8 protein-coding genes and 1 pseudogene are annotated in these 13,158 nt (G+C 59.5%); 7 read left to right on the forward strand and 2 right to left on the reverse strand.

All coding sequences use genetic code 11. The features are described 5' to 3' along the window. Positions 1 to 17: 17 nt before the first annotated feature. Positions 18 to 779 (forward strand): annotated as a pseudogene (locus TU73_RS17840) (Fic family protein); the annotation flags it as partial. A gap of 91 nt (positions 780 to 870) precedes the next feature. Here the strand turns inward: TU73_RS17840 and TU73_RS17845 are convergent. After that, positions 871 to 2,799 carry a transglycosylase SLT domain-containing protein gene (locus tag TU73_RS17845; protein ID WP_057013328.1) on the reverse strand — a complete coding sequence of 643 codons (1,929 nt, stop codon included), beginning with the start codon at positions 2,797 to 2,799 and terminating at the stop codon, positions 871 to 873. A 213-nt stretch (positions 2,800 to 3,012) separates the two neighbouring features. On the opposite strand from TU73_RS17845, the gene TU73_RS17850 reads away from it, so the two are divergent. Continuing rightward, positions 3,013 to 4,932, forward strand: a complete 1,920-nt coding sequence (locus TU73_RS17850) for an ATP-binding cassette domain-containing protein (protein ID WP_057013329.1) — start codon at positions 3,013 to 3,015, stop codon at positions 4,930 to 4,932. Between the two features lie 183 nt (positions 4,933 to 5,115). On the opposite strand, the gene TU73_RS17855 is transcribed toward TU73_RS17850, so the two are convergent. After that, positions 5,116 to 5,556, reverse strand: coding sequence for a universal stress protein (locus TU73_RS17855; protein ID WP_049709433.1), 441 nt, complete (start codon positions 5,554 to 5,556; stop codon positions 5,116 to 5,118). A 105-nt stretch (positions 5,557 to 5,661) separates the two neighbouring features. On the opposite strand from TU73_RS17855, the gene TU73_RS17860 reads away from it, so the two are divergent. From TU73_RS17860 to topA, 5 genes are all read left to right on the forward strand, one after another. Continuing rightward, on the forward strand, positions 5,662 to 6,099 hold the full coding sequence (locus TU73_RS17860) for a hypothetical protein (protein WP_057013330.1): 438 nt from the start codon (positions 5,662 to 5,664) through the stop codon (positions 6,097 to 6,099). 457 nt (positions 6,100 to 6,556) lie between these two features. Then, positions 6,557 to 8,704: a fatty acid oxidation complex subunit alpha FadB gene (gene fadB, locus TU73_RS17865; RefSeq protein WP_057013331.1), complete on the forward strand. Its 2,148-nt coding sequence runs from the start codon at positions 6,557 to 6,559 to the stop codon at positions 8,702 to 8,704. 29 nt (positions 8,705 to 8,733) lie between these two features. Next, positions 8,734 to 9,909, forward strand: coding sequence for an acetyl-CoA C-acyltransferase FadA (fadA, locus tag TU73_RS17870; protein ID WP_043047500.1), 1,176 nt, complete (start codon positions 8,734 to 8,736; stop codon positions 9,907 to 9,909). Between the two features lie 97 nt (positions 9,910 to 10,006). Next, positions 10,007 to 10,243 carry a DUF1653 domain-containing protein gene (locus TU73_RS17875; protein ID WP_046071494.1) on the forward strand — a complete coding sequence of 79 codons (237 nt, stop codon included), beginning with the start codon at positions 10,007 to 10,009 and terminating at the stop codon, positions 10,241 to 10,243. Positions 10,244 to 10,357: 114 nt separating this feature from the next. Next, positions 10,358 to 12,979 carry a type I DNA topoisomerase gene (gene topA, locus TU73_RS17880; RefSeq protein WP_057013332.1) on the forward strand — a complete coding sequence of 874 codons (2,622 nt, stop codon included), beginning with the start codon at positions 10,358 to 10,360 and terminating at the stop codon, positions 12,977 to 12,979. Positions 12,980 to 13,158 lie beyond the last annotated feature (179 nt).

Consider the following 13,158-nt stretch of genomic DNA (forward strand, 5'->3'; position numbering starts at 1 on the left):
TTGATCTGGATGAGGACATGAGCCGTTATCAACCTCCGTTGACGCTGACTCCAAAAATGCTGGCCCTTGTGGCAGATATCAGTGAGCAGATTGGTCAGCTTTCAGTCGGTGACGATGGCCGCCAGACCCCTCAGTTAAGGCGCGGCAATCGAATTCGCACCATTCAGGCTTCACTGGCGATCGAAAACAACACGCTCAGCGTCGAGCAGGTGACGGCTGTTCTGGAAGGTAAGCGGGTGCTGGGCTTGCCCCGGGAAATTCAGGAAGTGCGTAATGCATTTGCTGCTTACGAGGCCATGCCGCAGTGGGATCCAGGTGATCGGGTCGACCTGCTCAAGGCTCACGAACTGCTCATGTTTGGATTGATCGACGATGTCGGTCGGTTTCGACAGGCAGGTGTCGGCATCTATCGCGGCGAGCAACTTGTCCATATGGCGCCGCCTGCGAGCCGTGTAACTCACTTGGTGGACGATTTGCTGCAATGGCTGGCGGTTTCCGACTGGCATCCGTTGATAGCCAGTTGCGTCTTCCATTACGAGTTCGAATTCATTCATCCATTTGCAGACGGTAATGGGCGGATGGGGCGGCTCTGGCAAACCTTGATACTCAGCCAGTGGCGCTCGGTGCTGGCATACCTGCCGGTGGAAGCGGTGATTCGAGAGCAGCAAGAGGCTTACTACGCCGCACTGTCCGCAGCAGACCAGCAAGCGCAGGCAACGCCCTTCGTTGAGTTCATGCTACAGGCGTTGAACTTGGCGCTGGCCGAAGCTGGGCAAAGTGGGCTTCCCGCAGCATCATAAAAAATGCCCGCATTTATCAATGCGGGCATCTTCTTAAAGCTTCAAACTTAGCAGCTTGAAGCTGCTCTTATCACTGATCGTCAAAATACCGCTCATGCCAATCCACCAATGGCTGTGGCGAATTGAGCTTCTGCCCGTAGATCACCGAATAAGACAGCACGTTCTGCACATACTGGCGGGTTTCGTCGAATGGGATGCTTTCCACCCAGACATCGAAACTCAGGTGGTCTGCGCCGCGCAGCCATTGGCGCACGCGGCCGGGGCCGGCGTTGTAGGCGGCGGAGGCGAGCACGCGGTTGCCATTGAACTGGCTGTGCACTTGGCTCAGGTAGGCTGCGCCCAGCTGGATGTTTTTGTCAGGGTCCAGCACCTGGGCCGGGGAGGCCAGGGGGATGCTGAACTTGCGCGCCGTTTCCTTGGCGGTGCCGGGCATCAGTTGCATCAGGCCGCTGGCGCCGACGCCGGAGCGGGCGTCGTCCATAAAGGCACTTTCCTGGCGCGTGATAGCGAATACCCAGCTCGAATGCAGGCCTCGTACCTTGGCTTCGCGCACCAGGGTGTCGCGGTGGGCCATCGGGAAGCGGATATCCAGGTCGTCCCAGTACTGCGCCTGGCTGATGGTGCGGATCGCCGGGAAGTACCACTTCATGTCGTAGGCCAGCTTGGCCTGGGCAACCATCTCGTCACGGTTGAAGTGGCGGCTGACGTGATACCACTCGCGGCGGCCATCGACGATCTGGCCGCGGGCATAGAACTCCAGGGCACGGCGTACACCTGGGGTATTGCGGACCTTGTTGACCAGCGCCTGGCTCATCACCAGCGGCTTATTGTTCAACTGGTAGGGGGATTTGGAGCGATCAGCGGCGAGAAAGCCGTAGAAGTCCCGCTCCTTGGCCACGTTCTTGTAGAGCACCAGCGCCTGCGGGTTTTGCGGTTCGGCCAGCTCCAGGCTGCGCGCCTGCCAGTAGCGCCAACGGTTGCTGGTGGCCAGGTCTTGTGGGAGCTTGCGGGTCAACTGGTAGGCTTCTTCCCAGCGTGCCAGGCGCAACAGCAGGCGCAGGCGCCATTCGGACACGGTGTTGTCGCGCAGTTCCGGGTCGTACTTGGTCATCACTTCCAGCGCGCGCGGGTCGAAGCGCTTGGCCAGGGTCAGGCCAATCTCGCGGGCAATCGACACTTTTTCGTCACGGGAGAAGTGCATGCTGCTGGCGTAACCGTCGAGCAAAGCCATGGCCTTGTCCGGATCCTGGCGCGCCAGGCGGCGCAGGCCCAGGCCCACGGCGTCCGACATCGCCTCGGTGGCCGGCAGAAAGCGTGACGGGTCGCTGAGCATGTCGGGCTTCTGCGCCACATCCACCATCAGCCGGCCTTGGGCGCCGAGGGTTGGCAGGGTTTTCACCAGGCTGTTGGCCAGCGCGTAGTTACGGGCTTCGGCGGCGAGCTTGGCGCGATCCCAGATCTTCTGTTCGGTCAACTGGCCGGCAGCGGCCCATTGGCCGAACGTAGCGTCACAAGAGGTCGGCTGGGTTTTGCCGGTCATCCACAGTTTTTCGGCGGTCTTGTAGCCTTCAGCCTTGAGATTGTGGCTGAGCTGGTACTGGCCATGCAGGCAGTCCAGTTCGACGAAATTGAGCTTGGGGTCGTAGTACTTTTCAAAGGTCTGCCAATCGCCACGTTCGGCCAGCCAGCGCAGCCAACGCAGTTTCATCCAGTTGGCCTGGGGCAGGTCGCCATGTTTGCCGAGGAACTGTTCGATTTCCTCGTTGCTCGCGGTTTTCAAGCGTGCGGTCAGCTCGTCATAGGCCAGGTAGGGCGTGAGCGGGTAGTCGGCCAGGGCCTGGCTGTATTGCATGTAGGGGCCGGTGTCACCCTTGGCCAGGGCGCGTTTGGCTTGATCGTAATACTGACGTTGGGTAGTGAGGTCCACCGCCTGGGCGGATTGAACGGCAGTGGCGGTAAGAAGCAGGCAAGATAAAAAGTTGAAAAGGCGACTGCGCATGAGACGTCCGTGCAGAGAAATCACGACTAGCACCGGCACTGCCGACACTGATTGCCCCTAGCTTAGCCTTTTGCCAGCGGCCCGCGAAAGCTTTGCCGGCCGGTTGGTTGAAGATCGCCGGAAATGTCCTACAGAACGTGTCGATAGAGAAAATCCCGACCGCATCCCACCCTCAAGTCAGGTAGAATGCGCGCCCAGTTTTTGGAGAAGCGTATGACCCTGCTCAAATTCAGCGATGTGTCCCTTGCTTTCGGCGCCATGCCGTTGTTGGACAAGGTGTCCTGGCAGATCGCCCGTGGTGAGCGGGTGTGCATCATCGGCCGCAACGGCACCGGCAAGTCCAGCATGATGAAGCTGGTAAAAGGCGACCAGAAGCCCGATGACGGCTCTGTGTGGCGTGCTCCGGGCCTCAAGATCGGCGAATTGCCGCAAGAATTGCCGGTGGCCGACGGACGGACAGTGTTCGACGTGGTAGCCGAAGGCCTGGACGGCGTTGGCGAGTTGCTCGCGCAATACCATCACCTGGCACAGAATTGCGTCACCGAAGAAGACCTGGACAAACTGATGCACGTCCAGCAAGACCTCGAAGCCCGTGACGGCTGGCGCTTGCAGCAACTGGTGGACAGCACCCTGAGCCGCCTGCAACTGCCGGCCGACAAGACCCTCGCCGAATTATCCGGCGGCTGGCGTCGCCGTGTGCTGCTGGCCCAGGCGCTGGTGTCCGAGCCGGACCTGCTGCTGCTCGACGAACCGACCAACCACCTGGACATCGGCGCCATCGCCTGGCTTGAAGAAGCCATCAAGGACTTCCAGGGCGCCGTGCTGTTTATCACGCACGACCGTGCATTCCTGCAGAGCCTGGCCACGCGCATCCTCGAGCTGGACCGTGGCGGCCTGATCGACTGGAACGGCGACTACGCCAGCTTCCTGGTGCACAAGGAAGCCGCCCTGGCTGCCGAAGAAACCGCCAACGCGCTGTTCGACAAAAAGCTGGCCCAGGAAGAAGTCTGGATCCGCCAGGGCATCAAGGCCCGTCGCACCCGTAACGAAGGCCGCGTACGTGCCTTGAAAGCCTTGCGCGTCGAGCGTAGCGAACGCCGCGAGCGTACCGGCAAGGCCAATATCCAGCTGGATACCGCCGACAAGTCGGGCAAACAAGTCATGGTGCTGGAGAACGTCAGCTTCCATCACCCGGACGGCCCGTTCCTGATCAAGGACTTTTCCATGGTCCTGCAGCGCGGCGACCGTATCGGCCTGCTTGGCGCCAACGGCACCGGCAAGACCACCCTGCTCAAGCTGATGCTCAGCGGTCTGCAACCGACCAGCGGCAAGGTGGAAGAGGGCACGCGCATCGACGTGGCCTACTTTGACCAGTTGCGTCATCAGTTGGACCTGGAAAAGACCGTGATCGACAACGTCGCCGAAGGCCGCGACTTTATCGACATCGACGGCCAGAGCCGCCATGTGCTCAGCTACCTGGGCGATTTCCTGTTCAGCCCGCAACGTGCGCGTACGCCGGTCAAGGCTCTGTCCGGTGGTGAGCGTGCGCGTTTGCTGCTGGCCAAGCTGTTCAGCAAGCCGGCCAACCTGCTGGTGCTCGATGAACCGACCAACGACCTCGATGTGGAAACCCTCGAGTTGCTCGAAGAAGTGCTGCTGACGTTCAACGGCACTGTGCTGATGGTCAGCCACGACCGGGAATTCCTCGACAACGTGGTCACCAGCACCCTGGTTTTTGAGGGTGAAGGCAAGGTGCGCGAATACGTCGGTGGTTACCAGGACTGGCTGCGCCAGGGCGGCTCGCCGCGCCTGCTGGGGGTGACCGAGAGCAAGTCCGGCAAGGCCGACCTGACCTCGGCAGTGGTGACTCCTGTGCAAGAGGCTGCACCGGCCCAGGAAGCTGTACCGGCGGCCAAGAAAAAACTCAGCTACAAGCTGCAGCGTGAGCTGGAAGCCTTGCCGGGTGATATCGACGCCAAGGAACAGCAGATTGCCGTGGTAGAGGCGCAAATGGCTGACGCCGGTTTCTACCTGCGCCCGGCGGCGGAAACCGCTGCGGTCATTGCTTCCCTGGAAACGTTGAACCAGGAGCTGGAAGCGTTGGTTGAGCGTTGGGCCGAGCTGGATGCCTGAGTAATCGCACCGCAAATAAAAAAGCCCGGCACTCTTCTATGAGCGCCGGGCTTTTTAATATGAAATGCGATTCAACTGTGGGAGCTGGCTTGCCTGCGATAGCGGCGTATCAGCCACCTGATGCATCAACTGACAGGCTGCTATCGCAGGCAAGCCAGCTCCCACATTAAACCTTCATCGGTCTTACGAACTCTTTACCAGCTTGACGGCCAGTACATCGCACGGCGCGCCGTGCAGTACATCATTGGCAGTAGAACCCAGCAACAACGCCAAACCGTGACGACCATGGCTACCCACCACGATCAAGTCGCAAGCCTTTTCCTTGGCCAAGTGGTGGATTTCCTGGCGCGGTTGGCCGTATGTCAGGTGGCAGTCTTCCTTTTTCAGGTGCGGGTATTTGAGAATCAAACGGTCCAGGCGCTCCTTGGCCTGGTCAAATTGTTGTTGCTGCAACTGGGAAAGGTCCATCGGTACGTCACCGCCAAAGGCCATGGCCATGGGCTCGACGATATGCACCAGCGACAGTATGGCGCCATTGGCCAATGCAGATTCCTGCGCGCGCTTGATCACCGGATCGCACTCTTCGGTCAGATCGACAGCGACCAGAATATGTTTGTAGGGCATGAGGCGTTCCTCCAAGGGACTGCAATAAGTTCAGTATGGCTGCTTTCAAGCGGATGGGGTTGCGTCAGGTCAAATCCGCTCATCTAGAAATTCGGGAGTACACATATGACGGTGTGGATAGTGGTGTCAATCCTTGCGGTGGTTTTAAGCCCCTTGGCCTGGCTGCGCCCGTCGCGTGGGCAGAGCGGGCGCATGGCCCTGCGCATGGAGGCGCGCCGCATCGGCCTGGCCATGCAGCTCGCGCCCCAAGAGTGGCCGCATTGGCTCAAGCAGGAGCCGCCGAGCCCCTGTGCGCAATACTGTCGTCCACGTCGCGGCAGCACCCCGGCCCTCTGGAGTTACTGGCAGCTGGAGCCGGGGGTGTGGGTCAATCAATGGCGTGAAGTGTGCGTGGATGAAAAGTTGTTGCCGCATTTTGCAACGCTGCCGGCGAACGTCTACAAGGTCGAGGCCGACAAGCAGATGATCGCCTTGTATTGGGGCGAGAAGGGCGAGATGAGCATATTGAAGGACATTGACGCGTTGCTCAGGGCTTTGGCCTGACGCTCCTGCAGGGCCGGGCAATAAAAAGCCCGACATCATCATCGGGCTGGAGGTGGCCAGGCAGGCCGGTAAATCTGCAAGTTGCCGCTAGCCTAGCCGTGTATTCCTTTCTGTACAGTCTTTTCCCCCATCTTTCCTATTATTGATCTTGTGAATATTTAAATATTGACGGGTCGCCCGCCCGTGGTCCGGGTTCTGAAATGACTGGAAAGTCGCGTTTTTCCTAGCCTTTGGAGCGATTGACAATTGCTCGGAATTGGATGAAGGTGGCGTACCCAAATCAAACGGGCGTATGAATTGAGCGTTTGCCTGTCAGACGACTCGTACAGAATCCCGACTATCGCACTGGCGGGTGTGCCTGGCTGATTGGCGTGAGCATTGATGCAGCTGTCAATGTCAAACCAGAGACCAGCGTCCAGTGTGTACTGTTCAGCTTCCATATCGTGGAGATCAGTTGATGATTTACGAAGGTAAAGCCATCACGGTTAAGGCTCTTGAAAGTGGCATCGTCGAATTGAAATTCGACCTCAAGGGTGAGTCCGTCAACAAGTTCAACCGTCTAACCCTGAACGAACTGCGTCAGGCCGTAGACACCATCAAAGCAGATGCTTCGGTCAAGGGCGTGATCGTCTCCAGCGGCAAGGACGTGTTTATCGTCGGCGCTGACATCACCGAATTCGTCGACAACTTCAAGCTGCCCGATGCCGAGCTGGTGGCTGGCAACCTCGAAGCCAACAAGATCTTCAGCGATTTTGAAGACCTCAACGTGCCGACCGTTGCCGCGATCAATGGCATCGCGCTGGGCGGGGGCCTGGAAATGTGCCTGGCGGCGGATTTCCGCGTCATGTCCGCCACCGCCAAGATCGGCCTGCCGGAAGTCAAGCTGGGCATCTACCCAGGCTTTGGCGGTACCGTGCGCCTGCCGCGTCTGATCGGTGCTGACAACGCCATCGAATGGATCGCCGCCGGTAAGGAAAACAAGGCCGAGGACGCGCTGAAAGTTGGCGCGGTCGACGCTGTGGTTGCCCCGGACAAACTGGCCGAAGCCGCGCTGAACCTGATCAAGGGCGCCATCAGCGGCGAATTTGACTACAAGGCCAAGCGTCAGCCAAAGCTGGAAAAACTCAAGCTCAACGCCATCGAACAAATGATGTCGTTCGAAACCGCCAAGGGTTTCGTGGCTGGCCAGGCCGGCCCGAACTACCCGGCGCCGGTTGAAGCGATCAAGACTATCCAGAAGGCCGCGAACTTCGGTCGCGACAAGGCCCTGGAAGTGGAAGCGGCTGGCTTCGTCAAACTGGCGAAGACCTCGGCGGCCCAGAGCCTGATCGGCTTGTTCCTGAACGATCAGGAGCTGAAGAAAAAAGCCAAGGCCTACGACGAAATCGCCAAGGACGTGAAACAGGCTGCCGTACTCGGCGCCGGTATCATGGGTGGCGGCATCGCCTATCAGTCGGCGTCCAAAGGCACGCCGATCCTGATGAAAGACATCAACGAGCACGGTATTGAGCAGGGCCTGGCGGAAGCCGCCAAGCTGCTGGTTGGCCGTGTTGATAAAGGTCGCATGACCGCAGCGAAAATGGCCGAGGTGCTTAACGGCATTCGTCCTACGCTGTCCTACGGCGATTTCGGCCACGTTGACCTGGTGGTCGAAGCGGTTGTCGAGAACCCGAAGGTCAAGCAGGCGGTCTTGGCTGAAGTTGAAGCCCAGGTCAAGGACGACACCATCCTGGCGTCCAACACTTCGACCATTTCCATCTCGCTGCTGGCCCAGGCCCTTAAGCGCCCGGAAAACTTCGTCGGCATGCACTTCTTCAACCCCGTGCACATGATGCCCCTGGTGGAAGTGATCCGTGGCGAAAAGTCCAGCGAGCTGGCGGTTGCCACCACCGTTGCCTACGCCAAGAAAATGGGCAAAAACCCGATCGTGGTCAATGACTGCCCGGGCTTCCTGGTCAACCGCGTACTCTTCCCGTACTTCGGTGGCTTCGCCAAGCTGGTCAGCGCCGGTGTGGACTTCGTGCGCATCGACAAGGTCATGGAAAAGTTCGGCTGGCCGATGGGCCCGGCGTACCTGATGGACGTGGTCGGCATCGACACCGGCCACCACGGTCGCGATGTGATGGCTGAAGGCTTCCCGGACCGCATGAAAGACGACCGCCGCTCGGCGATCGACGCTTTGTACGAGGCCAAGCGCCTGGGCCAGAAGAACGGCAAGGGTTTCTACGCCTACGAGGCCGACAAGAAGGGCAAGCAGAAGAAAGTGGCCGACCCGTCGGTGCATGAAGTGCTGGCGCCGGTTATCTACGAACAGCGTGAGGTGTCCGACGAGGACATCATCAACTGGATGATGATCGCCCTGTGCCTGGAAACCGTGCGTTGCCTGGAAGACGGCATTGTCGAGACCGCCGCCGAAGCCGATATGGGCCTGGTGTACGGTATCGGTTTCCCTCCATTCCGTGGTGGTGCGCTGCGTTACATCGATTCGATCGGTGTAGCCGAGTTCGTTGCCCTGGCTGATCAGTACGCTGATCTGGGCCCGCTGTACCACCCGACCGCGAAGCTGCGTGAAATGGCCAAGAACGGCCAGAGCTTCTTCGGTTAAGTGCCCAGACGACTAGAGCGAGAATATTTATGAGCTTGAATCCAAGAGACGTCGTGATCGTCGACTTCGGTCGTACTCCGATGGGCCGCTCCAAGGGCGGCATGCACCGCAACACCCGTGCCGAAGACATGTCGGCGCACCTGATCAGCAAGCTGCTGGAACGCAACGTCAAGGTTGATCCGAACGAAGTCGAAGACGTGATCTGGGGCTGCGTCAACCAGACCCTGGAGCAGGGCTGGAACATCGCACGCATGGCGTCGCTGATGACTCAGATCCCGCACACTGCGGCCGGCCAGACCGTGAGCCGCCTGTGTGGCTCGTCGATGAGCGCGCTGCACACTGCTGCCCAGGCGATCATGACCGGCAACGGCGATGTATTCGTGGTCGGTGGCGTGGAACACATGGGCCACGTCAGCATGATGCACGGTGTCGATCCTAACCCGCACATGTCGCTGTATGCGGCGAAAGCTTCGGGCATGATGGGTCTGACCGCAGAAATGCTCGGCAAAATGCACGGTATCACCCGTGAGGCCCAGGACGCGTTCGGCGTGCGTTCCCACCAGCTCGCCCACAAGGCGACCGTGGAAGGCAAGTTCAAGGATGAAATCATCCCGATGAACGGCTACGACGAGAACGGCTTCCTGAAACTGTTCGACTACGACGAAACCATTCGTCCGGACACCACCCTGGAAAGCCTGGCGGCCCTCAAGCCGGCCTTCAACCCAAAGGGCGGCACCGTGACCGCCGGTACGTCGTCGCAAATCACCGACGGTGCCTCGTGCATGATCGTGATGTCGGCGCAGCGTGCCCAGGACCTGGGTATCCAGCCGCTGGCCGTGATCCGTTCGATGGCAGTGGCGGGTGTGGACCCGGCAATCATGGGCTATGGTCCAGTACCGGCGACACAAAAAGCCTTGAAGCGCGCAGGCCTGACCATCAACGACATCGACTTCTTCGAGCTCAACGAAGCTTTCGCCGCACAGGCCCTGCCAGTGCTGAAAGATTTGAAAGTGCTCGACAAGATGAACGAGAAGGTTAACCTGCACGGCGGTGCGATCGCCCTGGGTCACCCATTCGGTTGCTCCGGTGCCCGTATCTCCGGCACTTTGCTTAATGTGATGAAGCAAAATGGCGGCAACCTTGGGGTTGCAACCATGTGCATTGGTCTCGGCCAAGGCATTTCCACCGTTTTCGAACGCGTCTAAGCGTTTCGTTGACGGAAGCCGGGGCCCAGTGCCCCGGTTTTTGTTTTTTGAAACTTTTTAATATTTTTTTTCAACAAATTTTGTAAGGGGCCAGAGCATGAAAGTCGAACCAGGGCTCTACCAGCATTATAAGGGGCCGCAGTACCGTGTTTTCAGCGTGGCACGCCACTCCGAAACCGAAGAAGAAGTGGTGTTCTACCAAGCACTGTATGGCGAATACGGCTTTTGGGTACGCCCCTTGAGCATGTTCCTTCAGACCGTCGAAGTTGACGGCGAGCAGGTCCCGCGCTTTGCTTTGGTCCAGGCCGAACCCAGTCTTTTTAAAGGGCAATAACGGCAGGTCGCGCAGAATGCTGCGCTTGACCTCACCTTGTCGCCACTATATATAGCGTTGCCGCGTCAGGCGCCAACTGCCTTTCACTTCTCGAATTCAGGAACTTTCCGATCCATGGGCAAATCGCTGGTCATTGTGGAATCCCCGGCTAAGGCCAAGACCATCAACAAGTACTTGGGCAACGAGTACGTGGTGAAGTCGAGTATCGGCCATATCCGAGACCTGCCCACCAGCGGTTCGGCTAGCGCCAGCAAGGAGCCTGCCGCCAAGCGCGGCAAGGCGGCCGCGGGCGAAGGTCCGGTGCTCAGCCCTAAAGAGAAAGCGCGCAAGCAGCTGGTCTCGCGCATGGGTGTGGATCCGGACCATGGCTGGAAGGCCAAGTACGAAATCCTTCCGGGCAAGGAAAAGGTCATCGAAGAGCTGCGCCGGCTCGCCAAGGATGCCGACACCATCTATCTCGCGACGGACTTGGACCGCGAAGGGGAAGCCATTGCCTGGCACCTGCGCGAAGCCATCGGCGGTGATGACAGCCGCTACAAGCGCGTGGTGTTCAACGAAATCACCAAGAAAGCCATCCAGGAAGCCTTCTCCAAGCCGGGGGAGCTGGACATCGACCGCGTCAACGCCCAGCAGGCCCGTCGTTTCCTCGATCGCGTGGTGGGCTACATGGTCTCGCCACTGCTATGGGCGAAGATCGCCCGTGGTTTGTCCGCCGGCCGTGTGCAATCGGTAGCGGTCAAGCTGGTGGTAGAGCGTGAACGCGAAATCCGTGCGTTCAACCCCGAAGAATACTGGGAAGTCCACGCCGATCTCGGCACCGCCAAGGGCGCCAGCGTGCGCTTCGAAGTGACCCGTGAGAAAGGCGAGGCCTTCAAGCCGCTGAACGAAGCCCAGGCCATGGCTGCGCTGGAAAAGCTCAAGGCTTCCAGCTACAGCATCGTCAAGCGCGAAGACAAACCGACCAGCAGCAAGCCGTCGGCGCCGTTCATCACCTCCACCCTGCAACAGGCTGCGAGCAACCGCCTTGGCTTCGGGGTGAAGAAGACCATGATGATGGCCCAGCGTCTGTACGAAGCCGGCTACATCACTTATATGCGTACCGACTCCACCAACCTGTCGCAAGACGCAGTGGCGATGGCGCGTACCTATATCGAAAGCGAATTCGGCAAGAAGTACCTGCCGGAGAAGCCGAACGTCTACAGCAGCAAAGAGGGCGCCCAGGAGGCTCACGAAGCGATTCGTCCTTCCGATGCCAACACCGAGCCCTCCAAGCTGAGCGGCATGGAGCGCGACGCTGAGCGCCTCTACGAGCTGATCTGGCGCCAGTTCCTGGCCTGCCAGATGCTGCCGGCGCAATACCTGTCTACCACTGTCAGTGTGGGCGCTGGCGACTTCGAGCTGCGTGCCAAGGGCCGTATCCTCAAGTTCGACGGCTACACCCGCGTCATGCCGCAAATCGCCAAGCCAGGCGATGACGATGTGCTGCCGGACATGGCCCAAGGCGATACGTTGAAGCTGATCAAGCTCGACCCGTCCCAGCACTTCACCAAGCCGCCGGCGCGCTATTCGGAAGCCAGCCTGGTGAAGGAGATGGAAAAACGCGGTATCGGTCGCCCGTCGACCTATGCGGCGATCATCTCCACCATTCAAGACCGCGGCTACGTCGCGTTGCACAACCGTCGTTTCTATTCGGAAAAGATGGGCGACATCGTTACCGAGCGCCTGTCCGAGAGCTTCTCCAACCTGATGGACTACGGCTTCACCGCCGGTATGGAAGAGAATCTCGATGACGTGGCCCAGGGCGAGCGCGACTGGAAAAACGTGCTCGACGAGTTCTACGGCGACTTCAAGAAAAAGCTTGAAGTGGCTGAAAGCCCTGAGAGCGGCATGCGTGCCAACCAGCCGGTGATGACCGACATCCCGTGCCTGACCTGTGGTCGTCCGATGCAGATTCGTACTGCGTCAACCGGCGTGTTCCTCGGTTGCTCGGGTTACAGCCTGCCGCCGAAAGAGCGCTGCAAGGCGACCGTCAACCTGGTGCCGGGTGATGAGATCGCGGCCGATGACGAGGGCGAATCCGAGTCGCTGGTATTGCGTGGCAAGCACCGCTGCCCGATCTGCAGCACGGCGATGGACGCCTACCTGCTGGACGAGAAGCACAAGCTGCACATCTGCGGTAACAACCCTGATTGCAATGGCTACGAGATTGAAGAGGGCACCTACCGCATCAAGGGCTACGAAGGCCCGAGCCTGGAATGCGACAAGTGCGGCAGCGAGATGCAGCTCAAGACCGGTCGTTTCGGCAAGTTCTTCGGCTGCACCAACCCCACGTGCAAAAACACCCGCAAACTGCTGAAAAGCGGTGACGCGGCGCCGCCGAAGATGGACCCGGTGAAAATGCCCGAGCTCAAGTGCGAGAAGGTCAACGACACCTACATCCTGCGTGACGGTGCGTCGGGGCTGTTCCTGGCTGCGAGCCAGTTCCCGAAAAACCGCGAGACCCGTGCGCCACTGGTGATGGAGATCGTGCCGCACAAGGACGAGATCGATCCCAAGTATCACTTCCTGTGTGAAGCGCCGAAGAAGGACCCGGATGGTCGTCCAGCCGTGATCCGCTACAGCCGCAAGACCAAGGAGCAGTACGTGCAGACCGAAGTGGACGGCAAGCCTACCGGCTGGAAAGCGTTCTACGACGGTGGCAAGTGGAAGGTCGAGGACAAGCGCCAGGGCGCTTGATCCATCGCATGTGCTGAAGATCCAAATGTGGGAGGGGGCTTGCCCCCGATATAGGTGTATGAGTCGACATGTGTATGACTGATGCACCGCTATCGGGGGCAAGCCCCCTCCCACATTTGCACTTGCAGCACGTGCGGCCGTTCCGTGACACTGTTCAGCCAGCATCACGCCTATTCGTT

The organism is Pseudomonas libanensis (assembly GCF_001439685.1).
GTDB classification, from domain to species: domain Bacteria; phylum Pseudomonadota; class Gammaproteobacteria; order Pseudomonadales; family Pseudomonadaceae; genus Aquipseudomonas; species Aquipseudomonas libanensis.